Origin of the sequence: Streptomyces amakusaensis, assembly GCF_039532665.1 — a bacterium.
Classification (GTDB): domain Bacteria; phylum Actinomycetota; class Actinomycetes; order Streptomycetales; family Streptomycetaceae; genus Streptomyces; species Streptomyces amakusaensis.
In genome coordinates this window covers 235,393-258,318 of sequence record NZ_BAAASB010000010.1, presented here as the reverse complement: position 1 = coordinate 258,318, position 22,926 = coordinate 235,393, and the positions used below count along the sequence as shown (strand labels likewise).

General features: G+C 73.2%; 16 protein-coding genes. 11 read left to right on the top strand and 5 right to left on the bottom strand.

Going from position 1 to position 22,926, the window contains the following annotated elements:
* Nucleotides 1-9: 9 nt before the first annotated feature.
* Genes ABD371_RS19520 through ABD371_RS19510 form a run of 3 tightly spaced genes read left to right on the top strand, consistent with a single transcriptional unit; the run spans nt 10 to nt 2,446 of the window.
* Nucleotides 10-1,575 carry a sodium:solute symporter family protein gene (locus ABD371_RS19520; protein WP_344478681.1) on the top strand — a complete coding sequence of 522 codons (1,566 nt, stop codon included), beginning with the start codon at nt 10-12 and terminating at the stop codon, nt 1,573-1,575.
* Nucleotides 1,572-2,177, top strand: a complete 606-nt coding sequence (locus ABD371_RS19515; protein WP_344478679.1) for a sigma-70 family RNA polymerase sigma factor — start codon at nt 1,572-1,574, stop codon at nt 2,175-2,177. The genes ABD371_RS19520 and ABD371_RS19515 overlap by 4 nt, the downstream gene beginning before the upstream one ends.
* Nucleotides 2,174-2,446 carry a hypothetical protein gene (locus ABD371_RS19510; RefSeq protein ID WP_344478677.1) on the top strand — a complete coding sequence of 91 codons (273 nt, stop codon included), beginning with the start codon at nt 2,174-2,176 and terminating at the stop codon, nt 2,444-2,446. Before ABD371_RS19515 ends, ABD371_RS19510 begins: the two co-directional genes overlap by 4 nt.
* A 50-nt stretch (nt 2,447-2,496) precedes the next feature.
* Here ABD371_RS19510 and ABD371_RS19505 read toward each other — a convergent pair whose 3' ends face one another.
* A complete protein-coding gene (locus tag ABD371_RS19505; RefSeq protein ID WP_344478675.1) occupies nt 2,497-3,255 on the bottom strand; it encodes a DUF4111 domain-containing protein in 759 nt (252 codons plus the stop codon).
* Between the two features lie 250 nt (nt 3,256-3,505).
* Between ABD371_RS19505 and ABD371_RS19500 the strand changes: the two genes are divergently transcribed.
* Nucleotides 3,506-4,900 carry a cytochrome P450 gene (locus tag ABD371_RS19500; RefSeq protein ID WP_344478673.1) on the top strand — a complete coding sequence of 465 codons (1,395 nt, stop codon included), beginning with the start codon at nt 3,506-3,508 and terminating at the stop codon, nt 4,898-4,900.
* Nucleotides 4,901-5,188: 288 nt separating this feature from the next.
* Complete coding sequence (locus ABD371_RS19495; RefSeq protein ID WP_344478670.1) at nt 5,189-6,535, top strand: cytochrome P450; 1,347 nt, start codon at nt 5,189-5,191, stop codon at nt 6,533-6,535.
* Between the two features lie 33 nt (nt 6,536-6,568).
* On the opposite strand, the gene ABD371_RS19490 is transcribed toward ABD371_RS19495, so the two are convergent.
* Nucleotides 6,569-7,537 carry a zinc-binding dehydrogenase gene (locus ABD371_RS19490; protein WP_344478800.1) on the bottom strand — a complete coding sequence of 323 codons (969 nt, stop codon included), beginning with the start codon at nt 7,535-7,537 and terminating at the stop codon, nt 6,569-6,571.
* Nucleotides 7,538-7,752: 215 nt separating this feature from the next.
* On the opposite strand from ABD371_RS19490, the gene ABD371_RS19485 reads away from it, so the two are divergent.
* Nucleotides 7,753-9,204, top strand: coding sequence for an aminotransferase class V-fold PLP-dependent enzyme (locus ABD371_RS19485; protein ID WP_344478668.1), 1,452 nt, complete (start codon nt 7,753-7,755; stop codon nt 9,202-9,204).
* 47 nt (nt 9,205-9,251) lie between these two features.
* Here ABD371_RS19485 and ABD371_RS19480 read toward each other — a convergent pair whose 3' ends face one another.
* Nucleotides 9,252-10,928, bottom strand: coding sequence for an ATP-binding cassette domain-containing protein (locus ABD371_RS19480; RefSeq protein WP_344478667.1), 1,677 nt, complete (start codon nt 10,926-10,928; stop codon nt 9,252-9,254).
* Between the two features lie 295 nt (nt 10,929-11,223).
* Between ABD371_RS19480 and ABD371_RS19475 the strand changes: the two genes are divergently transcribed.
* The 3 genes from ABD371_RS19475 (at nt 11,224) to ABD371_RS19465 (ending at nt 16,164) form a co-directional block, all read left to right on the top strand.
* Nucleotides 11,224-12,393, top strand: coding sequence for an alpha/beta hydrolase family protein (locus tag ABD371_RS19475; RefSeq protein ID WP_344478666.1), 1,170 nt, complete (start codon nt 11,224-11,226; stop codon nt 12,391-12,393).
* Between the two features lie 105 nt (nt 12,394-12,498).
* Entirely contained in the window at nt 12,499-13,440 is a 942-nt protein-coding gene (locus ABD371_RS19470; RefSeq protein ID WP_344478665.1) for a GNAT family N-acetyltransferase, read from the top strand.
* A 240-nt stretch (nt 13,441-13,680) separates the two neighbouring features.
* The gene (locus tag ABD371_RS19465; protein WP_344478664.1) at nt 13,681-16,164 is read left to right on the top strand and encodes a penicillin acylase family protein; all 2,484 of its coding nucleotides are present in this window, start codon (nt 13,681-13,683) and stop codon (nt 16,162-16,164) included.
* 141 nt (nt 16,165-16,305) lie between these two features.
* Here ABD371_RS19465 and ABD371_RS19460 read toward each other — a convergent pair whose 3' ends face one another.
* Nucleotides 16,306-18,642, bottom strand: coding sequence for a chitinase C-terminal domain-containing protein (locus ABD371_RS19460; protein WP_344478663.1), 2,337 nt, complete (start codon nt 18,640-18,642; stop codon nt 16,306-16,308).
* A gap of 600 nt (nt 18,643-19,242) precedes the next feature.
* On the opposite strand from ABD371_RS19460, the gene ABD371_RS19455 reads away from it, so the two are divergent.
* Entirely contained in the window at nt 19,243-20,763 is a 1,521-nt protein-coding gene (locus ABD371_RS19455) for a hypothetical protein (RefSeq protein ID WP_344478661.1), read from the top strand.
* Nucleotides 20,764-20,788: 25 nt separating this feature from the next.
* Here the strand turns inward: ABD371_RS19455 and ABD371_RS19450 are convergent, their stop codons facing one another.
* Nucleotides 20,789-21,571 carry a GntR family transcriptional regulator gene (locus tag ABD371_RS19450; protein WP_344478660.1) on the bottom strand — a complete coding sequence of 261 codons (783 nt, stop codon included), beginning with the start codon at nt 21,569-21,571 and terminating at the stop codon, nt 20,789-20,791.
* Between the two features lie 159 nt (nt 21,572-21,730).
* Between ABD371_RS19450 and ABD371_RS19445 the strand changes: the two genes are divergently transcribed.
* The gene (locus ABD371_RS19445; RefSeq protein ID WP_344478658.1) at nt 21,731-22,909 is read left to right on the top strand and encodes an acyl-CoA dehydrogenase family protein; all 1,179 of its coding nucleotides are present in this window, start codon (nt 21,731-21,733) and stop codon (nt 22,907-22,909) included.
* Nucleotides 22,910-22,926 lie beyond the last annotated feature (17 nt).

Genomic DNA, 22,926 nt, shown 5'->3' with positions numbered 1-22,926 from the left:
ACGGTGACCATGACCGAAGGAGCCGCCGTCGCGGCGTTCCTCGCCGTCGTCGGCGCGGCCTCCCTGCTGGCCGCCCGCGCCCGGCGGCTGAACACCAGGGACAGACTCCCCGCGCTGGAGGGCTGGGCACTCGCCGACCGGAGCCTGGGCACCGGCTGGACCTGGCTGCTGCTCGGCGGCACGATGTTCACCGCGTACACCTTCACCGCCGTCCCCGCGCTCGCGTACGGCAACGGCGCGCCCGCCTTCTTCGCCGTCCCCTACACGGTCATCGTCTGCCCGCTCGCCTTCGTCCTGCTGCCCAGGCTCTGGTCGGTGGCCCGCGCCGGCGGCCACATCACCGTCGCCGACTTCGTCCGCGCCCGCTACGGCTCGCCGCCGCTGGCCCTGGCCGTGGCGCTCACCGGCATCCTCGCCACCATGCCCTATCTGGCGCTCCAACTCCTCGGCATCCGGGCCGTGCTCGCCGCGAGCGGCCTCGACGCCTCGCAGGCGCTCCTCGGGGACCTCGCGATGGCGGTCCTCTTCGCGGGCCTCGCCGTCGCCACCTACCGGCACGGACTGCGCGCCCCCGCCCTCATCTCCGCGCTCAAGGCCGTCGCCGTCTTCGGCTCCGCGCTCGCCGTCGGCCTGCTCGTCCTCGACCGCTTCGGCGACCCCGGCGCGGTCTTCGCCGCGGCGGCGGCCCGGCTCGGCGACCGGGGCGGCCCGCAGGCCTCCCTCCTCCTCGCCGACGACCAGCGGCTCGCCTTCGCCACCCTCGCGCTGGGCTCCGCGCTCGCCCTGCTGATGTACCCGCATGTGCTCACCGCCGCCTTCGCCGCCCGGGGGCCCGCCACCCTGCGCCGGGTCTGTGTGGGCCTGCCCGCCTGGACGGCGGTGCTCGCCCTCTTCGGCCTGCTGGGGATCGCCGCCGTCGCCGCCGGAGTGCGCGCGCCCGGCCCCGGCTCCGAGTCCGCCGTGCCGATGCTGGTGGACCGGCTGGCACCGGCCCCCCTCACCGGGCTGGTGCTCGGCGCGATCACGGTGGGAGCCCTGGTCCCGGCGGCGGTGATGTCGGTGGCGGCGGCGACCTCCTTCGTACGGAACGTGTATGTGGAGTACGTCCACCCCACCGCCACCCCCAAACGGCAGGTGCGCATAGCCAGGGCCGTCTCCCTCACCGCGAAGGCGGGCGCGATCGCCTTCGTCCTCGGGCTGCGCGACCAGGCCGCGATCAATCTCCAGCTGCTCGGCGGCGTATGGATCCTCCAGATATTCCCCGCCGTCGCGATCGGCCTCTACACTCGCCGACTGCACCACCGGGCGCTGCTCGCGGGGTGGGCGGCGGGCATGCTCCTCGGTACGGTCATGGTCGTCCGGCGGGGCTTCTCGCCGGTCGTCCCGCTGGGCTTCGGCGGGCACACCGCGGAGATCTACGCGGGGCTCGCCGCGCTTCTGCTCAACGCGGGCGTCGCCGTGGCGGGCACCGCGCTGCTGCGCCGGCGGGGTGTGCCCACCGGCCCCGACACCACCTCGCTCGCCCGGCGAACCGACCACCGGCCCCGGCCCCAGACGGGAACCAGCTCCCCATGAGACGGACACCACGCGCCACCCGCACGCTCTTCCCGCCGCCGTCGCGGGCCGCCGAAGCGCTCGCCGACCCCGCCGACCCCGCCGACCCTGTTGACCCGGCCGATCCCGTCGAACAGGAACGGGAGACGGCGCTCGCGCGTCTCTTCGAGCGTCACTACACCTCGATGCTCCGGCTCGCCGCCCTGCTCGGTGCCGACGACCCGGAGAACATCGTCGCCGAGGCCTACTACGAGATCTACCGCAAATGGCGGAAACTGCGCGACGCCGACCGTGCCGAGTCGTATCTGCGCTCGGTCGTCTGCAACCTCACCCGGATGCGGATACGCCACCTCCAGATCGTCCGCAAACACGCCGAGCCCCCGCCCGTCGAATGGGCCGTGTCCGCCGAGTCCACCGCACTGCTCCACGACGATCAGCGGGCGCTCATCAACGCCCTTCGGCAACTGCCCCCCAGACAGCGCGAGGCACTCGTCCTGCGCCACTGGATGGGCCTCAAGGAAGGCGAGATCGCCACCGCCATGGGAATCTCCTCCGGATCGGTCAAAACCCACACCGCGCGCGGCATCGCGGCACTGACCCAGGTGCTGGAGAACCGCCGATGACCGGCCCCGACACCGAACGCCGGCTGGCCGAGGCGATGACGGCCCTGGCCGGGCAGGTGCACCCCGCGCCCGACGCCTACCGCACCGCGCGCGTCCAGTGGCGGCGGCGCGAACGCCGCCGGCGGCTGGTTCTCGCCCTCCTGGTCGCCGTCGTCTTCGCCCTCGCCGTACTCGCCGGACTCTGGGTGCTCAACTCCGCCCCGACCGGCTCCGGCACCGCCCCCGAACCCGACCGCCCCCCGGCCGCGACCGCACCACCTCGCGGCTGAGCCGCCACAGCCCCGAACCGCTGAGCAGCCGGGCCGGGCGACCGCTGCGATCAGCGCCGAGCGCTCCCGGCGACCCGGTCGATGGCAGGCCCCAGAAAGGCGGCCGTCAGCCCGGCCCTGCGCTCGATCCACCCGGGCGGGACCACCCCCTCCTCGCCGCTCCGCCGCCGCCGGATGTCCTCGACCACCTCGGCGGGCGCGGCCGGATCGGCGCGAAGGACATCGAGCGCCTCGGCCTTGGAGATCAGCGCACCCGTCCGGATCGTCACCGAGGCCCGCGCCAGGGTCAGCATGCCCAGATCGACCCAGACATCCTGTCGCCACAGCTTCCGCTTCCGCACCAGGGGTTGCCAGTAGCACCGCAGATCCCGGACGACGAAGTCCACGAGCATCTCCTCGCTCACCGGCGGCAGCACTTCGGCGGGCGGCCGGCCGTGCAGCACCACCCCGAAGCGGTGCAGCTCGCAGCGGGTCACCTCGGTGACGGGCCGGCGGTACAGCTCCCGGTGGGCCCAGGCGAGATGGCGGCGGGCCGGATCCGCCGTCCGGCCCGCCGGGAGATAGCCGCAGTGCAGCTTCGCGGCGAGCGGCTCCTCCCGCTCCAGCCGCCGGTGGAAGGCGGCCAGCCGCCCTCTCTCCGCCACCGGGACGGGCCGGGCGAGCACCGCGATGAGATCGAGATCGCTGCGGCCCTGGAGATAGCCGCCACCGCCCAGCGAGCCGTGGGCCCACACCGAGACCGGCCCCAGCAGCTCCACGATCCCGTGGGTGAACCGGTCGAGGAGATCATGCGTCGCCTGATCCTTCATGACACCAGTGTGCGGCAGCCCCGGGGCGGGGGAGGCGGGGAAGCGGCGCCCGGCCGCGGTGGACTGACGGCTTGTCGGGCCGTGCCGGAACAGGGATATGCTGCCAGCGGCTCAAGGATCTTGTATGACCGCGGCAGGGACCGCGGCTCGGTGGTCCCTGCCGCAAGAGACGTCAGTGAGCGCCCCGCCGGGATCTCCGCGACCGTGTCCGCCCGCGCGGCGCGCTCCTCACCATGGCTTCGGAGGCCCTGTGACCACCCCGCGCCCAGATGTCCACCGCGACGCTTCCGCCCCTGTGCCGCCGCCCGGCTGCCCCGCGCACAACATGGGCCCCGACGGACTGCACAGGCTCTACGGGCCGGTCGCGGAGAACGACCCCCGGGCGCTGTACGAGATGCTCCGCCGGGAGTACGGCCCGGTCGCGCCGGTGCTCATCCACGGCGATCTGCCCGCCTGGCTGGTCCTCGGCCACCGGGAGAACCTCGAAGTCATGCGCACGCCCTCGCTGTACACCCGTGACTCCCGGCTCTGGACGATGTTCCGGGAGGACCGGGTCGCCGCCGACTCCCCGCTGATGCCGATGCTCCAGTGGAAGCCGCTCTGCGTCTTCACCGACGGCGACGAGCACGCCAGGCTCCGCCGCGCCGTCACCGACGGGCTCGCCCAGTTCAACCGTCACGGGGTGCGCCGCCATGTCACCCGCCACACCCGCCAGCTGGTCGCCGCCTTCGCCGAGAGGGGCGGCGCCGATCTGATCCCGGAGTACGCCGAGAAGCTGCCCATGCTGGTGATGACCCAGCTGCTGGGCATGCCCGAGGAGAACGGACCCCGGCTGGTCGACGCCTCCCTCGACCTGATGAAGGGCACGGAGACCGCCCTCGTCAGCAACGAGTTCGTGGTCGACACCCTCCGCTCCCTGGTCCGGCGCAAGGGGGTACGGCCGGGGCGCGACCTCGCCAGCCGGCTGATCGGCCACGAGTCCGACCTCACCGAGAACGAGGTCGTCGAGCATCTGCGGCTCGTGCTCGTCGCCGCCAACGAGACGACGGTCAACCTGATCGCCAACACCCTGCGGCTCGTCCTCACCGACCGGCGCTTCCGCGCAAGCCTCTCCGGCGGCCAGATGACCCTGCCCGACGCGCTGGAACAGGTGCTCTGGGACGCCCCGCCGCTCTCCACGATCCCCGGCCGCTGGGCCGTCGGCGACACCGTGCTCGGTGGCCGCCGGATCAAGGCGGGCGATCTGCTGATGCTCGGCCTCGCCGCGGGCAACACCGACCCCGACATCCGCCCCGACCTCTCCGCCCCCGTCCACGGCAACCGCTCGCACCTGTCCTTCAGCAGCGGCCCGCACGAGTGCCCGGGGCAGGACATCGGCCGCGCCATCGCCGAAACCGGCATCGACACCCTGCTGACCATGCTCCCCGGTCTCGAACTCGCGGTCTCCGACGCCGAGCTGGAGACCAGCGCCGCCTGGCTGACCGAGCGCGTGGAGTCCCTCCCCGTACGGTTCGAACCGGTGCGCACGTTGGCCGCCCCCCGGGCGGAAGACCGTACTCCGCGCTCCGCCGCCGACCTCGCCCCGGCCGAGCGGCCCGCTCCGCCGCCCGAGCGGCGCTCCTGGTGGAAGTCGCTCCGCGGCTGAGCCCACCCCGTACCCCCTCGTACGCCCCGTACCCCCACGGTCCACAGCGCGCCGGTGAGAGATCCACTCTCGCCGGCGCGCGGCGTTTGGGCCTTCGGTGACGGTGACGTGAGGGGAACGTGTGACCCCGGGAACGGCCGTGCCCCATGGGTACGATGCCGCGTATTCGATCAGTCACCGTCCGTACGGAACGCCGAACGCGCCCTGGGAACAACGCTGTTGACCGGGCGGACGGGCCGACGCGGAAGAACCAGAAGAACCAGAAGAACCAGAAGAGGAGTACGCGAGTTGTCCGCTGGCTTGCTACAGATCCCCCGGGCGCCCGGTGCGCTGCCGTTCCTCGGCCACACCCTCGGGCTCGGGCGCGATCCGCTCGGCTTTCTCGCCTCGCTGCGGAGAACGGGCCCACTGGTCCGCGTCGATCTCGGCACGATGCCCGTGTACTTCGCCACCACCGCCGAACTGATCCACCAGATCACCGTCGCCCAGGCCCGCTCCTTCGAGAAGGGCCGGCTCTACGACCGGGTCCGCCCGATCTTCGGCAACGGCCTCGCCAACGCCAACGGCGAGCAGCACCGCACCCACCGCCGGCTCATCCAGCCGATGTTCCACCGGTCCCGGATCGCCGGATACACCGAGGTCATGAGCCGTCACGCGCTCGCCCTCGCCGAATCCTGGACCGACGGCCGGCGCATCGCCGTCGAACGCGTCATGAGCGACTACACCATCGCCACCCTGAGCGAGACGATGTTCTCCGGCGACCTCGGCCGGCCCGCCATCGAGGCGGTACGCCGGGATCTGCCCGTCATCCTCAAGAACGTGCTGGTACGGGCGGCCTCGCCGCGCTTCCTCGACATCCTGCCGATCCGCCCGAACCGGGACTTCGACCGCGCCAGGAAGAGCATGCGGGGCATCATCGACGAGGTGGTGGCCGCCACCCGCCGGGAGGGCTGGAGCGGACGCCACGATCTGGTCTCGCTGCTCCTCGACGCGCGGGACGAGGAGACCGGGGCCGGGCTGACGGACGAGGAGGTCGGCGACGAACTCGTCACCATCCTCTTCGCCGGCACCGAGACCACCGCCTCCACACTCAGCTGGGCCTTCCACGAACTGGCCCGCCACCCCGAGGCCGAACGCCAGGTGCTCGCCGAGATCGACGAGGTGGTGGGGGAGCGGCCGGTGACCCTGGAGGACGTGCCCCGGCTGACGGCCGTCCGCCGGGTGCTGGACGAGGCGATCCGGCTGCACGGCGTCACCCTCCTGATGCGCCGCACCACCGACGCCGTCGAACTCGGCGGCTTCCGCGTCCCCGCCGGAACCGAGATCGCCTTCAGCCTCTACGCCGTCCACCGGGACCCGGCCCTCTACACCGACCCGGAACGCTTTGACCCCGACCGCTGGCTTCCCGAACGGCGCGCCGCCGTCCCGCGCGAGGCGTTCGTCCCCTTCGGCGCGGGCAACCGCAAATGCATCGGCGACGCCTTCGCCTGGACCGAGGCCACCATAGCCCTGGCGACGATCCTCGCCCGCTGGCGACTGCGCCCGGTCGACGGCCACATCACCCGTGAGGCGGCCTCCGCGATGGCCCACCCCGACCATGTCCCGATGGTGGTCGAGGCCCGCCGGGCCGGCTGACACCACGTACCTCGGGGGGCCGGACGGGCGGACTCACAGACGTACGACGAGCTTCCCGGCCCTCCGCCCCTCCTCCAGATCCCGGTGGGCGTCCCTGATCCCGTCCAGCCCGTACACATGGACCGGACCCAGGGACAGCTCCCCGGCGGCGACGCGGTCCAGCGTGCGCTGGAGAACCCCGGCGGGCAGATCGGCGGCCTCCCCGGCGTACGCGGTCAGCCGCACCCCGCTGGGCAGATACCCGATCGGGTAGAAGTCGTGGACGATCCACTGGTTGGAGAGCATCCCGGTGAAGCAGACCGTGCCGTGCACCCGGGTCGCCGCCAGGGTGTCCGGCAGGGTCGGCGTCCCCACCAGCTCCAGCGCCGCGTCCACCCCCGCCGGGACGATCTCCCGGACCTTCGCGGCGATCGCGCCGTCGTCCACCAGCGGATGGTCGACCCCGTGGGCGGCGAGCGCCGCGGTGCGCTCCGCGGAGCGGGTGGTCGCCAGCACCGTCGCGCCGAGATCCCCGGCGAGGGCGGCGGCGGCCAGCCCCAGCGCGGAGGTCCCGCCCCGGATCAGCAGCGTCTGGCCCGCCGCCAGGTCCAGCCCGGTGGTCAGCGAACCGTGGGCGGTCTGAAGGGTCTCCGGCAGCGCCCCCAGCGTCTCCCAGGGCAGTGCGGACGAGAAGGGGATCACCTGCGAGCGCGGCACGACCGTGTACTCGGCGTACCCGCCGTCGTAGGTACGCCCCATCCCGCCCATCATCGCGACGACCTGCCGCCCCCGGGGCAGTACCCCGTCCGGGTCGCTGTCCACGGTTCCGGCCGCCTCGATGCCCAGCACCCTCGGAAGGGTGACGCCCTCGGCCAGACCGAGCCGGGTGTGAAGCTCCGAACGGTTGAGCCCGAACGCCTCCACCTTGATCCGCACCCACCCCGGCCCCGGCTCGGGCACCGGCAGCACCCGCAGCTCCAGCCTCTCCGGCGGCCCCGGCTCCGACAGGACGACGGCTCTCATGGTCTGCTCCACCGGACCTCCCTGGGCACCTCTCCGCCGAAGGCCATCCTCACCCCGTTCCCGCCCCCGGCGCGCGCCGGGGAGCGCGTGAGACCCCGGCCCCGCGCCGTGGAATCCAACGGTCCGGTCCATGGGTGTCAGGTGTCACGGCGTTCTTGCAGCGGTGCCGTGCCCGGCCGCATCCTGGGAACCGGGGGAGCCGGACAGGGGACGGAATGACCGAGAACATCACCGAGACCGACAGCCGACATCTGCCGTGGGACCAGCCCGCAGGCACCGGCGACCGGGACGGATTCGCGCACATACGAGCCGTGGAGTACGGCTATCTGGACGAGACCCGCCACATATACCTCGACCACACCGGCGCCGGGCTGCCCGCCCGCCGGCAGCTGCGCGCCCAGAGCGAGCGCCTCACCGGCGGCGTCTTCGGCAACCCCCACACCGACAGCCCGGCCTCCACACCCACCACGGCCCTCGTGGACGAGGCCCGGGAGCGGGTGCTCCGCTTCGCGGACGCCGACCCCGCCGAGTACACCGTCGTCTTCACCGCCAACGCCACCGCCGCCTGCCGGCTCGTCGGCGAGGGCTATCCCTTCCGCCGCCGCCGGGCCGAGCTGCTGCTCACCCTCGACAACCACAACTCCGTCAACGGCCTGCGGGAGTTCGCCCGCGCCCGCCGCGCGCCGACCACCTACATCCCGCTCGCGGGACCGGAGATGAGAGTCGACGAGGAGGAGGTGGCACGCGCGCTGCGCGGGCGGCGCGGCGGCCGGGGGCTGTTCGCCTTTCCCGCGCAGAGCAACTTCAGCGGGGTCCGCCATCCACCCGAGTGGATCGCCCGCGCCCGGGAGCGCGGCTGGCACGTCCTGCTCGACGCCGCCGCCTTCGCCGCCGCCAACCCGCTCCGGCTGAGCCGCTGGGGACCCGACTTCACCGTGCTGAGCTGGTACAAGGTCTTCGGCTACCCCACCGGGGTGGGATGTCTGATCGCCCGCAAGAGCTCGCTCGCGCTGCTGCGGCGGCCCTGGTTCTCCGGCGGCACCATCCAGGTCGTCAGCGCCCTGGGCCGGTGGCACCGGCTCGCCGAAGGAGCGGCGGCGTTCGAGGACGGCACGCTCGACTTCCACGCCATCCCGGAGGTCCGCACCGGACTCGACTGGATCGAGTCCGTCGGCGTCGAAGCCGTCCACGACCATGTCGCCCGGCTCACCGCCCGGCTGCTGTCGGGCCTCGCCCGGCTCCGGCACGGCGACGGCCGGCCGCTGATCCGGCTGTACGGGCCCCGCACCACCGCCCGGCGCGGCGGCACGGTGGCGCTCAACGTCCTCGACGCGCGCGGCCTCGTCGTGGACGAGCGGATCGTCGCCCGGGACAGCTCGGCCGCCGGGATCTCCCTGCGCACGGGCTGCTTCTGCAACCCGGGCGCGGGCGAGGCCGCCTTCGGGATCGGCGCGGAGGCACTGCGCCGCACCGGCCGTGACCGGGGCGCGCTGACGATGGAGGACTATCTCTCCCGGCTCGGACTCCCGTCCGCCGGCGCGATCCGGGTCTCGGTCGGACTGCCCTCCAACACCGGGGACGTGGACGCCCTGCTGCGGTTCCTGGAGCGGACCTACCGGGACCGGACACCGTCGCCGCACGGTCTCGCGCCGAGGGACGGCTGCTAGGGACGACCGCGGGGGAGGCCGCCGGGTCAAGCCCCGGCGGCCCGTCCTCAGCGGCGGCCCGTGCCCCCGGCGAGCGGCCGGGACCGGGTGGGGCACCTGCGGTGGAGCACCCACCCGGCCGCGCTCAGGAAGAGCACGGTGAAGCCGGCCAGGATCAGCCAGCGCGACCAGGGGGCGTGCGCGAAGCTGTCCCCGTACGAGGCGAGCAGCGGCGGTCCCAGCGGCGAGGCCCCGTGCGTCCACAGCTCCTCCAGACCGGCGGCGGAGCCCAGCGCCTCGAACGCCCACCGGTTGGTCATCGCCGCGCCGATCCACTGCCCGGCCGCCGCCATCAGCGGCACCGGGACGAACGCGCCGGAGAACAGCACCTGCGGGAAGCACAGCAGCGGCAGGGCCAGCGCGGCCTGCCCCGGGTCCGAGACGGCGGCCGAGACGAGCAGCCCCAGCGCCAGCCCGGCCGCCGACGCCAGGGTGCTGGTGGCGAAGAGCGATCCGTACACCCCGGCCCCCGCGTCGGGCAGCCGGTCCCCGGCCCGCAGCACCACCAGCAGCAGGGCGTCCGCGATCGCGAGGACGGGCAGCAGCAGGGTGACCTTGGCGGCGAGATAGGGGCCGAGACGCAGGGTGGTGAGCCGCTCCCGGCGCACCACCGCCAGCTCGGCGCAGATCTGGAGGAGGCCGTAGGCCAGCCCGAAGAAGAACGCCCCGAACGCGATCCAGAACAGCACCATCGCCGTGGAGGAGGGGACCGGCCGCGCCGGGTCGAAGACCCCCGGCCGAAACAGCAGCGCGAACATCGCCACGATCATCAGCGGCGAACCCACCATGATCGCGGCGGACAGCCGGTCGCGGCGCAGCAGCTCGCCGCCGCGCCGGGTGAGCAGCAGCCACTGCGCGAACGCCCCGGGCCCCGGCCGGGGCCCGGGGCGGCGGGCGGCGCGGGCCGGGAGCGGCGCGGGCGGGCCGGCGGGCTCCGGGACCGGGCGGATCGCCCGGTCCTCGGCGACCGCCGTGTACACCTCGGTGAAGTCGGCCGCCCCGTAGTGCCCGAGCACCTCGCCGGGGGCTCCCTCGCGGGCGGGGGAGCCGTCGGGGGCGAGGAAGAGGATCCGGTCGCAGCGGGCCAGATCGGCGGGGGAGTGGGTGGTCAGCACCACGGTGACACCGGAGGCGGCGAGCCGGCCGAGAAGATCCATCAGCCGTGCGCCGGTCGCCGGGTCGAGCCCCGACGTCGGCTCGTCCAGGAACAGCGCCCGGGGCCGGGTCAGCAGCTCCACCGCGATCCCGGCCCGTTTGCGCTCCCCGCCGCTGAGGGTTCCCACGCTCTGCCCGGCGCACCCCCACAGCCCCAGCTCCCGCAGCACCCGGTCGACGTCCTCGCCGTCCGCGCCGCGCAGCCGGGCCGCGTACCGAAGGCTCTGCCGCAGCCCGAGCCCCCGGTGCAGGATGTCCTCCTGCGGTACGAACCCGAAGGGCACGGCGGCGTCGGCGGGGTCGGCCCCGTCGTGGCCGACCAGGCCGCTGCTCGGCCGCCGCAGCCCGGCGAGGGTCTCCAGGAGCAGGGTCTTGCCCGCGCCGCTGCCGCCTGCGATCGCGGTGATCCGCCCCGGCGGCGCCTCAAGGGTGACTCCGCGCAGCACGTCCCTGCCGCCGCGCAGCCGCAGTCCCGCCCCGGCCGCGTGGATCCGCGCCCCCTCGGCAGCCTTCTGTCCGGTCTCCGTCACCCGTGCACTCACCGTCCCGGCCGCCCTCCACCCCGGCACCGTGCACGGGGACCGGGGGCGGCTGCCCGAGCCCTGCCCCGATGCCGGACCGGACACACCTGACGGCCGCCCGCCGGCGGCGAATTCACCCGCGCGGGGTGATTCCGGCGATGCGGTGACGGCGTCAAGGAGGCTGCACATCACGGAAGTTGACGCACCGACAAGTGCCCGCCGACCCTCCCGATAATTGGTCCGGACCAATTATGGTGTGCGGTGATCCGGGCGCACCCCGCGCCCGGGACTCCCGGAGGTGCTGGTGCTCGCTCGTCGTTCCCTGCTGCTCGGAGCCGCGGTCGCCGCCACCGCGGCCACGCTCCCCGGCACCGCCGCGCACGCCGCCGCCGGCAGCGCCGCCGGTGGCCCGCTGCCGCTGCCCCGGCCCACCGGCGCGCACCCGGTCGGCACCCGCTCCTTCCCGGCGACCGACCACGCCCGCACCGATCCCTTCGCCTCCCGTCCCGGGCCGCGCGAACTGATGGTGCAACTGTGGTTCCCCACCGCGCGCCACGCCGGACAGGGCCTTCCCGGACAGGGCCTTCCCGGACAGGGCCGCGCCGGGTACACGGACGCGCCCACCGCGGCGGTCCTGGAGGCCGGGTGGGGCGTGGCGGCCGGGTCCCTCGCGCGGGTGCGCACCGGGGTCCGGCCGGTGCGGCGGGTCCCCGCCCGCCCCACCCTGATCCTGCTCAGCCACGGCCGTGGCTCCGTCCGCGCCCTGACCACCTCGCTCGCCGTCGAACTCGCCTCGCACGGACATCTGGTGGCGGCCGTGGACCACACCCATGACGCCGCCGCCGTCCACTTCCCCGACGGGCGGCTCATCCGCGGCAGTCTGCCGTCCGCGCCCGAGGACTGGGACGCCCAGGACCGCATCGAAACCTCCGTGCGCGCCGCCGACCTGCGATTCGTCGCCGACGAGCTGACCGCCCGCCGCCTCGCGCCCCGGCGCGTCGGCCTCCTCGGCCACTCGATGGGCGGCGCGGCGGCCGCCGAGGCGATGCGCCAGGACCCCCGTTTCGCCGCGGGAATGGACCTCGACGGCGGCCTGTTCGGCACCGCCGTCGCCGACCGGGGCCTGGACCGCCCCTTCCTGCTGCTCACCTCCTCGCCCGACCACGAGACCTGGGCCCGCTGGCGGGCCGCCCAGCAGGGCTGGGGCCGCCATCTGCACCTGGCCGGCGGCGGCCACCTCAGCGCGACCGATCTCGCCGGGTACGCCGAGGCCATCGGCCTGCGCGAGAGATGGCCCGAGCCGCTGTGGGGAGAGCTCCTGGGGACCGTCGCACCGGAGCGGGCCACCGCGGCCGTGCGGGCGTTCACCGTCGCCTTCTTCGGCCGGTTCCTCGCCCACCGCCCGGCCCCGCTGCTGCGCGGCCCCTCGGCCCGCTTCCCGGAGGTCGAGTTCCGCTGGAGCCGGGGCCGCTGACCCGCCCGGCCTCGGGCGAGCACCTCCGAAGGCGTGGTGCTATGGTCGTTCGCGTACCGCACCTCATGGCGGCCTCCCCCAACCGTTGCTCACGGAGGCCCTTTCATGCCTGCGATGTCCCATGTGCGCGTTTTTCGTCGCGAGGACCGCGACCAGCTCACCACCCTCGTCAACGCCCACGCCGCCGCCGTCGTCCCCGGCGCGACCGTCTCGGTCAACACCGTCCTGAGCAGCCTTGAGCGCTGCCCGGAGGAGTACGTCACCGACCCCTGGGTCGCCGAGCGCACCACGCTCGTCGCCGAGCACGAGCGGCAGATCACCGCCGCCGCCCATCTGCTGCGCTACCGCAACGACCCGGACGTCGGCGAGGACTACCGGGACACCGGCCACATCGCCTGGTTCGTCCACTTCCCCGGGCCGGACGCCGACGCGGGGAGCGGGACCGGGGCCGAGCACCCCGCCGAGCAGCTGATGTCCGCCTGCCTGGCCCAGCTCACCCGCTGGCACGTCCGCGCCCGCCTCGCCGACGGGCAGCTGCCCGCCCCCGGCGTCTACGGCGTACCCGAGCAGTGGCCCCATGTGCGCGCGACCCTGGAGCGCGCCGGATTCGTCCACACCGGCCACACCGAGACGGTGCTCATCGCCTCCCTCCACGAGCTTCCCGCGCTCCCCGCCCCCGGAGAGCCGCCGCTGCCGGGACTCTCCTTCCACCGCACCCTCGGCGAACTCGGCACCCGGCTCACCGCCCGGCTGGACGGCGAGCCCGTCGCCCACATCGAACTCGACACCAACCTCGAACGCCCGGAGCGGCACGCGCGCTCCGGCGGCCTCGCCGACATCGCCGATCTCGAACTCCCCGAGGACCCGCACCCCGAACTCCTCGGCCGGCTCCTCGCCGAGGCCCGCCAGTGGCTGACCCTGAGCGGCTGCGACCGGATCCTGGCGTACGCCACCGAGGACGAGGCCGAGGAGATCGCCGGACTGACCCGGCACGGCTTCCGCGAACTGACCCGTACCGCGCGCGGCTGGGAGCACCGGGCCGTTTGACCCCAGGTCCGCCGAGGGCTCTCGAACGGCTGGTTCGAGAGCCCTTTCCCTGTCCGGAATTCGGCTCCGAATCGGCCTTGAATCGGGGCCGGAACACCAGCGGGACCACGGTGAAGACGCAGATTCCAGCGGTGAAGTTCCGTCCTTGACAAAGGGAATTGACTCCTGATGGGTTGTCGTGGGGCAACCGGTCCATGGTGCCCACAACAACCTTTTGCAGAGCTCTGGTTGGGAGACCTTTTGTTCTTCCGTACTTCTTCCGCGTCCCCTTCGGGGAGACCGCGCGGGGGCAGCCGAATCCGTACCCTCGCCATAGCCGCGATCGCGCTGGCGACCACCGCGACGACCCTCGCGCCCACGGCCGCCGCCACCGCCGACGGCCCGCCCGGCGAGCGGGTGTCCCGGGTGACGGCCGGGTCCCTCTCGGCCACCATCCGCTACACCGAATACGGCATCCCGCACATCACCGCGAGCGACTACACCCGACTCGGCTTCGGCTCGGGCTGGGCCCAGGCCGCCGACCAGGTGTGCGTCCTCGCCGACGGCTTCGTCACCCTCCGCGCCGACCGCTCCCGCCACTTCGGCCCGGCCGCGAAACCCGAGAACGCCCTGTCGGGAGGGCGCACCAACCTCAGCAGCGACCTCTACTTCCAGGGGCTGCGGGACAGCCGCACGGCCGAGAAGCTGCTCGCCCGGCCCGCGCCCCAGGGGCCCAGCCGCCAGGTCAAGGATCTGCTGCGCGGCTGGGCCAGGGGCTACAACGCCTGGCTCGCCCAGAACGAGATAGCCGACCCGGCCTGCCGGGGCCGCTCCTGGGTGCGCCCGGTCGACGTCAACGATCTCGCGCTGCTCTCCCACGCGATGACCTCGACCGCCGGACAGGTCATGGCCACCGAGGGCATCGTCGCCGCCACCCCGCCGGCCACGGGGGCCGCCCGGGCGGCGGCCGACGCCGAGATCGACCCCGACCGGGCCGTCAGGGGAGCACGGGAGCTCTTCGACCACGCCCGCCGGAGCATGGGTTCCAACGCCGTCGCCTTCCACGGCGACACCACCGCCAACGGCCGGGGCCTGCTGCTGGGCAATCCGCACTACCCCTGGCAGGGCGGCCGTCGCTTCTGGCAGTCCCACCAGACCATCCCCGGCGAGCTGAACGTGGCCGGCGGTTCACTGCTCGGCTCGCCGGTCGTCAACATCGGCTACAACCGGCATGTCGCCTGGAGCCACACCGTCTCCACCGGCACCCCGATGAACCTGCACGAGCTGACGCTCGACCCGAAGGACCCGACGGCCTATCTGGTCGACGGCGAGCGGGAACGGATGCGGAAGCGCACCGTCACCGTCGAGGTCAAGGACGGCGCCCCGGTCACCCGTACCCAGTGGTGGACCCGGTACGGCCCCGTCGTCACCGCGCTCGGCCGCGATCTGCCGCTGCCCTGGACCGCCGACCGCGCCTACGCCGTCGGCGACCCCAACGCGAGCCACATGCGGTTCTTCGACACCGGACTCGCCTTCGGCAAGGCGCGCAGCACCGGCGGAATACTCAAGGGGCTGAACCGCACCCAGGGCCTGCCGTGGGTGAACACCGTCGCCGCCGACTCGCGCGGCGGCAGCCTCTACACCCAGTTCCAGGTGCTCCCCAGGATCACCGACGCCCTGGCCGAACGCTGCTCCACCGACCTGGGCCGCGCCGTCTACCCGGCCGCCGGCCTCGCCGTCCTCGACGGCTCGCGCGCCTCCTGCGCACCCGGCACGGACAAGGACGCCGTCCAGCCCGGCACCTTCGGCCCGGGGAAGATGCCGACGCTGAAGGACGCGCCGTACGCCGCCAACTCCAACGACAGCGCCTGGCTCGCCAACGCCGAGCGCCCGATCCGGGGGTACGAGCGGGTCTTCGGCGACCTCGACACCTCCCGCTCGCTGCGCACCCGCGGCGGCATCGAGGATCTCGCGGCGATGGCACGGCGCGGCGGGCTCACCGTCGAGGACGCCCAGCGGCTCCAGTTCGCCAACCGGACGCCCGCCGGCGACATGGCCGCCGCCGACACGGCACGCGCCTGCGCCGCACTGCCCGGCGGGAGCGCGACCGCCACGAACGGGGCCGTCGTCGATGTGTCGGCGGCCTGCGGAGTGCTGGAGCGGTGGGACCGGACGACCAACGCCGACAGCCGGGGCGCGCTGCTCTTCCAGCGCTTCTGGAACCGGCTGACCAGGGCCCTCCCCGAGGACCAGCTCTGGAGGACGCCGTTCTCGGCGGCCGACCCGGTGCGTACCCCGCACACCCTCGACACCGGCCGGCCCGCCGTGGCACGGGCCCTGGCGGACACCGTGCAGGAGCTGCGCTCCGTCAACGCCGCGCTGGACGCGCCCTGGGGCGAGCACCACTTCGTCGAGCGCGGCGGATCGAGGATCCCCGTGCACGGCGGCCCGCACGGGCTCGGTGTGTGGAACATGATGATCGGCGTCTGGGACCCGGCGGGCGGCGGCTACACGGAGATGGTCCACGGCTCCAGCCACATCCAGGCGGTGACCTGGGACGGCTCCCGGTGCCCGGTGGCCCGGACCCTGCTGGCGTACGGGCAGTCCTCCAACACGCTCTCCCCGCACTCCAGCGACCAGACCCGGCTGATGGCCGAGAAGAAGTGGGTGACCCCCCGGTTCTGCGAGAAGGACATCCTCGCCTCGCCCGAGCTGAGGGTCGTCACGGTGCGCGAACGCGCCTGACCCCCGGCAGCGGCCAGGAGCCCCGCCGTCCGCCGATTCGGCGGACGACGGGGCTCCGTCATGTCCGGGACATGGCGAAGGCCCCCGGGGGCGGCAAGGCCAGGGACACCGCCGCCGGGGGCCTTCGGGATCAGGAGGGGATCAGCAGGCGCCCAGGTCCTGCCAGGCACCCCACTGGCTGGCGCCGGGCTCGTCGCCCTTCGTCCACCACTTGGCCTTGTAGTTGCGGGACTTGTGGGAGACGGTCGTGTTGGCGGGGTACTCGCCGGTCACGGCCCAGGCCGGGTTGGTGCAGGTGCCGCCGGGGCCGCCGGGGCCCGAGCCGTCGGTCGGCTCGACGATCTTGGTGCCGCGCGCCAGGTCGCCGGCGAGGGAGTACGTCTTGCCGCCGAAGGTGACCGTCCAGTTGGACGGGGTGGAGGTCGGCGAGTAGTAGACGAAGTCCAGCTCGACCGAGGCGCCGGGGGCCACCGACTGCCAGGCCGGCAGCTTCAGCGAGACGCGGTGGAAGTCGCCCTTCAGGCCGCCGATGTTGTTGTTGCCCGTGTGGTCGCTGCGGATGACCGTCGCACCGAAGCCGGACTGGTCCTTGGCGTTGCCGGGCGCGGAGGTCGCGTAGTCGAACTGGAACTCCGTGCCGCCGGGCAGCGGCTTGGTGGTGTTGTTGGTGATCTTCATCTTGGGGCTGATCGGGTAGTTGGAGTCGCCCAGCGCGAACTGGCCCAGCTCCACGTCCACCTTGACCGCGTCGGTCGGCAGCGCGATGTTCGTCTTCTTGTTGCCGTACGGGGTGGCGGTCTTGTACTTCTGGTACATCAGGTTGGTGAGGGTGTCACCGGGCTCGTACTGGCCCTTGGCGGCGTTCCAGCGGTAGTCGCCCGCCAGCTCCCAGATCATCGTGCCGCCGATGCCCTTGTCGACCACGTAGTCGGCCTTCGTGGCGATGGACTGCTCGTCCTCGGTGGAGATGAAGACCTTCTTCTGCGCGTTCCACAGCCACGGCGCGACCAGCGTCGAGTCGTACTTGCGGACGTAGGTGCCGGTCAGTTTGGTGTCGGCGGGGAGACCGAACTTGGTGACGTAGTCGCCGACGATCCCCTTCTCCAGGTTCTTGGCGTGCCACATCGGGTTGAAGCCGGCGGGGGCTTCCTTGCCCGCGGTGTCCGTCTCGTGCCAGATGTTGTCGATGCCGACCGCGCCGTCACCGCACTTGGTCAGATTCTGTCCGGCCGGGCAGGTGGTCGAGGCGGCCTTGCCCCACAGACCGTCGGTGCCGCCCTGGACGTTCTTCCAGCCGCGCGAGTAGTAGGGCAGACCCACGTTGATGCGGCCGGAGGGCATCGAACCGCGGAAGTAGTGGTAGGCCCAGTCGGTGTTGAGGTACCCGATGCCGCCGTACTGGGCGGTGGAGTAGACGTTAGCCCCCGCCAGCTCCGAGTCCTTGCCGTCGTCGAAGAGGGAGGCCTGGGGACCGACGTGCTCGTTCCAGGTGCCGTGCAGGTCGTACGACATGATGTTGACGTAGTCCAGGTACTGCTGGACCTGGAACGTCTCCATCCCGCGCAGCAGATAGCCCGAGGAGGGGGCGGCGACGGTCAGCAGGTAGTGCTTGCCGTCGGCCGCGCCGGCCCGGTCCAGCTTCTCGCGGAGGGTCTTCATCAGGACGGAGTAGCTCTTGACGAGACCGGCGCGCCGCCCGTTGGCGAGCTGCCAGTCCAGCGGGTTGCCCGCGTCCTTCATCGTCGTCGGGTACTCGTAGTCCACGTCGACGCCGTTGAAGCCGTACTTCTTGATGAAGGCCACGGCCGAGTCGGCGAAGGTGTTGATACCCGCCTGGTTCACCGAACCGTCGGCGTTGGTGGTCATCGAGTAGAAGCCGCCGGAGTTGACCCGGTTGCCGTTGTCGTCGTTGTAGCCGCCGGTGTCCGACCAGCCGCCGACCGAGATCAGGGTCTTGACGTCGGGGTGCTGCTTCTTGAACTTCGTCAGCTGGTTGAAGTGGCCCTTGTAGGCCAGCGACGGGTCCATCTCCGCGCCCGGGACGCCGGGGAAGGTGATCCCGGTGTTGGGGTTGTTCGGTCCGTCCGTGCCGACGGTGATCTTGTTCGCGGAGTCGACCGCCGCGAAGGCGTAGTTGATGTGGGTGATCTTGTCCCACGGAATGTCGGAGGCGAGGTAGGCGGGCCTGCCGTCCTTGCCGGTGCGCCAGTTGGCGAAGTAGCCGATGATGCGGCGCTGATGGTCCGCGCCCATCTTCTCGCGGCCCTCGGTGTCGTAGACCGAGCAGTACGGGACGTCGACGCCCGGCGTCTTGTACAGACCGTCGGGGCGACACGACTCGTGGGGAGTCGTGGGCGGCGCCACCGGGGCCGCGGGGGCCGCCTGTGCGACGCCGGGCGACAGCGCGCCGGCCAGCAGCGCGGCGACGGCCGCGCCTGCCGAGAGCAGCGTTGCCCGTGTACGGGTGGGGGACAGCACGGTCGGATCCTCCTGGTGGGGGGCCGCGCCCGTGGGGGGCGCGGGGTGATCGGCCTTGCTCAACATGTGTGGGGGTGAAGTGCGTTGGATTCCGATGGGTGTTCGCCCGAACCGGAATCAACAGAGGGTGACGCAGAGATTAGGAAGGTCTGGACCGGCACGTCAATAGGTCTGGACCATTTACCTGCTGGGGGAGAGGCCGTTGGCCTGCGTCGATATCGGTCCGCGCCGTGCCTTCCGCCTCACGTCGCGCATCGCGCGAGGGGTGCCCGGAGCCCCCTGAAATGCGGTACGACCAGCGGTAAGTAACAAAGGATGATATTCGAATGGCCGCTGTCGAAATCCGATCGGCGGTGACCGTGACCGCCGTTCACCCCGTGATTCCCGCCGATGGGGCGCGCCGGAACAATCCCGTGAAGCCGCCGGTAAACCACGCTTTCCAGTGACCGTGAAGAATCGTTTGGTCGCTCATGGTGACGACTAATCTTCATGCTGATTCCCACTTCCCCGCTGTTTTCCCCGCCCCGCCCCGCCCCGCCCCGCGTCTCGCGAGCGCACGCACCGGCCCGACCGGCCGAACCCACAGACCGGAGACCGCGCATGCCGCGACCCCTGCGCTTCGAAGACATCGCCGAGGCCAAGCGGCATCTGCTCGACGACCCCGCCGCACACCGGCGCGCCGTGCGCCGCGCCAACGACGCGGCCCTCCTGAACGGACTGGTGCGCGTCCCGCCTCCCGCCCCGGCCCGCCAGGCCGTCTCCCTGACCCGCCATCAGACCGGATTCCGGGACCAGGGCAGCCGCGGCACCTGCTGCGCCTTCGCGGCCTGCGCCGCCGTCGAGGCCGCGTACAAACGCGCCCACGGCGTCGAGATCGACCTCTCGGAGCAGTTCGCCTTCCATGTGCACAAGGCGGGCGAACTCCGCCCCGACTACGCGAGCACCGGCACCCACCCCGAGAACAACAGCTCCTACTGGGGCTTCCAGGGCTGCTCCGACATCGTCGACAAGCTCGCCCGGACCGCTCTTCCCGAGGAGTCGCTCGCCCCCTATCTCGACGGCTGGGCGATGGACCTGCTCCGGCACGCCACCCCGGCGAGCGGATCCCTCGGCCCGGGGTGCGTCCAGGAGGAGGTGGACGCCTTTGAATATCTGGAGGCCCATGTGCCCACCCGCGCCCGCCGCTCGGCCCGCTTCCGGGTGACCGGATTTGCGGCGCTGCCGGACTCGCCCTCGCCCGCCCAGGTGGAAGCCGTGCTCGCCGAGGGCCACGAGGTCGTCGCGGACCTCCCCGGGCACTGTCTGCTGCTGGTGGGGTACGACCGGGCCCGGCGCGTCTACACGGTCAAGAACTCCTGGGGCGAGGGCGAGTTCCTGGAGCTGTCCTACGACTCCGCCGACTGGCCGGTCATCGGAGGCCGCTATGTCACCGCCGTCCAGCCCCCCGACGCCGCTCCGCAGTGGGACGCCTTCTGGATCGGCCGATGGCGGATGGACCACGACGGCTGGCGCGGCGATCTCGTGATCCGCCGGACCACCGACTACCGGAGCGACCCGCACGCCCCCACCAAACTCGGCGACTACTACCGCAACGGGCAGGCCTACGACGTCAACGGCGTGACCACCCAGAACGGTCAGGGGCTGCACTTCTGGGTCGCCGACCTCCCCGGCCGTCTCCCCCCGGGAACACCGGCGGGACAGGAGTTCCGGGCCTACGTCTTCGGCGGCGACCCCGACAGCGCGGCGGGCTGGACCACCTGGAACGGCACCCCGTTCGGGCTGAGCCTCGGCCGCGCGGCGCTTCCCGGCGCACCCGCCCAGGGCTTCACGGCCCCCGACTGGGCAGGGGTCTGGGAGATGAACCACGACGGGGTGCGCGGCAGACTGGACATCGTGTCGGCCCACCCCTTCGCCGCCGTCTACACGACGGAGGACGGACAGGCGCTCCGCGCCTCGGGCGGCCCCCACGGCAGCAGGCCGCACATCCTCGACCTCGCCGTCCCGCTGCCCGGCGGCAGCCGGCGATTCCGTCTGCTCGCGCACACCTGGGCCAGGGGCGTCTTCTCCGGCCACACCTCGGCGGGCGGCGTCGATCTCGGAGTCCGGGGCCACCGCCTCTGAACGCGGGGAGCCCTGGGCGCCGGCATCACTTCGCCGAGGGCTCCGCCGCCGGCCCGGCCTCCAGCCGCAGCGCCGCGAGCCGCCGGCCGCCCGGCTTGCGACCGCCGGTCCTGGCTCCCCGGCCCGCGGTCGCCGCCACGACGTTCCCCGGCAGCCGCAGAGCCTCCAGCACCTCGTCCAGATGACGCCTCGTCGCCGCGCTCGCGGCGGCCCCGTCCCGGTCGGCCACGGCGTCCCGCACCAGCCGGTGGGACTCCCACCCCTGGGGCTCCGCGGTCATCACGACCGACACGAAGGCCAGCATGGTGCGGTACTGGAGAGGCTCCAGCGTCTCGATGAGCGTCGTGTGCCCGGACATCAGGGTCAGCAGCCGAAGGAACGCGCGGTGCGCGCGGTTGGCCGCCGGACGGTTCCCGTTCCGCAGCGCCTCCAGCCCGAGGGCGAGCGCCGCGTCCAGCTCGGCGAGCTGATCCGCGCGGTGCCGCCCGGCCGCCAGCTCCGCCGCCCAGGGCTCCAGCCTCGCCCGTGCCTCCACGGTCTCCACGATCCGGTCCAGATCCTCCGGGCCCAGCCGGGGGATGAAGGCCCCCCGGTGCGGGTGGACCTCGACCAGCCCGCGCCCCGCCAGCGCGCGCAGCGCCTCGCGCACCGGCAGCCGGGAGACGCCCAGGCTCTCCGCCACGGTCTCGGTGACGATGTGGGCCCCCGGCTCCAGGCGCAGATCGAGGATCTCCGCGTTGAGCAGATCGAAGACCCTCCGCTCGACCGTGGGGTTCTTGCCGGACGGGGAAGGGGTGCGGGACGGCATGGGCATCAGTATCCGCCACCGGCCGTGCTTGACGATGGCCCTTGAATCGGATCCAATCTGACTATGGGCACCCTAACTTCTGCTGAAGGGCCGCCCGCCTTCACGACGGCGGAGCCGACACGAGCCGCCACGAGACCACAGAACGGAGCCGGGCCGCCGATGACGCACACCGCCCCGCCGCCCACCGCATCCACCGCATCCACCGGATCCGCCGCACCGGCGTCTCAGGACGACGGCGCGCCCGGGGCCCCGCGCGGACACGACGAGGCCCTCGCCGCCGCGCACGCCCTGGCCCCCCTGCTCGCCGAACGGGCCGCCGAGGCGGAGGCGCGCCGCGCCGTCCCCCACGACACCCTCCGGCGGCTCGACGCCGCCGGACTCCTCCACGTCCTCACCCCCCGCGAGTGGGGCGGCCTCGGCCTCGGCTTCGACACCGCCCTGCTCACCACCGCCGCGCTCGCCAGGGGCTGCGCCTCGACCGGCTGGCTGCGCGCCGTCCTCGGCGGCAACACCTGGGCCGTGGCCCAGCTGCCGGAGCGGGCCCGCCACGAGGTCTTCGCCGCCCCTGACAACCGGGTCGCCCTCCAGCTGCGGATCGCCGGACCGCCCGCGCGGAAGGTGGCCGACGGCTACCTCCTGCGCGATCTGCGCGGCCGGTTCTGCAGCGGGATCGACCACGCGCGGTGGATCCTCGCCGGGATCCGGGCCCCGCGCACGGCGGGGGCGGAACCGGAACCCCACGTCATGCTGATCCCGGTCGACGACACCGAGCCGGTGGACGACTGGCGCACCAGCGGACTGCGCGCCACCGGCAGCCGCTCGTTCACCCTCTCCGAGACCGTCGTCCCCGCGTACCGGGTCCTCCCGCTCAGCGGGCTCGACCCGGCCCTGCCCACCCCGTACGACCGGCCCCCGACCCCCGCCTTCCGCATGGCGTTCACCACCGTCGGGACGCTCCCCCTCGCCGGAGTACTCCTCGGCACGGCCCGGGCCGCCGCCGACGCCCTGCTGGAGCGGGGACGCGTCGGCGCGGGCGCGGACGTACCCGCGCTCCTGGCCCGGACCGACGCCGCCGAAGCGCTGCTGCTCACCGGCCTCGCCCGGCTCGCCGCCTCCGCGACGCCCGGCGGCACCGCGCGGGAGCGGGCCGCCGTACGCCGTGACATCGCCTGGGCCGGGACCGACTGCCGGCGGATCGTCAACACCGTCTTCGAGGCGGCCGGCTCCGGCGCGCTCTACGACACCGACCCGCTCCAGCGGATCTGGCGCGACGCCAACGCGGCGGCGCAGCACCCCACCTTCGACCTCACCCGCTGGGGACCGCCCTCGCTGACATGAGCCCCGGGCGGACAGGC

What these genes read in the sequence shown, in the direction of transcription:
- ABD371_RS19515 (WP_344478679.1), top strand. Translation starts at nt 1,572, where the DNA reads ATGAGACGGACACCACGCGCCACCCGCACGCTCTTCCCGCCGCCGTCG.
- ABD371_RS19490 (WP_344478800.1), bottom strand. Translation starts at nt 7,537, where the DNA reads ATGAGAGCCGTCGTCCTGTCGGAGCCGGGGCCGCCGGAGAGGCTGGAG.
- ABD371_RS19485 (WP_344478668.1), top strand. Translation starts at nt 7,753, where the DNA reads ATGACCGAGAACATCACCGAGACCGACAGCCGACATCTGCCGTGGGAC.
- ABD371_RS19445 (WP_344478658.1), top strand. Translation starts at nt 21,731, where the DNA reads ATGACGCACACCGCCCCGCCGCCCACCGCATCCACCGCATCCACCGGA.
- ABD371_RS19505 (WP_344478675.1), bottom strand. Translation starts at nt 3,255, where the DNA reads ATGAAGGATCAGGCGACGCATGATCTCCTCGACCGGTTCACCCACGGG.
- ABD371_RS19455 (WP_344478661.1), top strand. Translation starts at nt 19,243, where the DNA reads ATGCCGCGACCCCTGCGCTTCGAAGACATCGCCGAGGCCAAGCGGCAT.
- ABD371_RS19470 (WP_344478665.1), top strand. Translation starts at nt 12,499, where the DNA reads ATGCCTGCGATGTCCCATGTGCGCGTTTTTCGTCGCGAGGACCGCGAC.
- ABD371_RS19510 (WP_344478677.1), top strand. Translation starts at nt 2,174, where the DNA reads ATGACCGGCCCCGACACCGAACGCCGGCTGGCCGAGGCGATGACGGCC.
- ABD371_RS19520 (WP_344478681.1), top strand. Translation starts at nt 10, where the DNA reads ATGACCGAAGGAGCCGCCGTCGCGGCGTTCCTCGCCGTCGTCGGCGCG.
- ABD371_RS19450 (WP_344478660.1), bottom strand. Translation starts at nt 21,571, where the DNA reads ATGCCGTCCCGCACCCCTTCCCCGTCCGGCAAGAACCCCACGGTCGAG.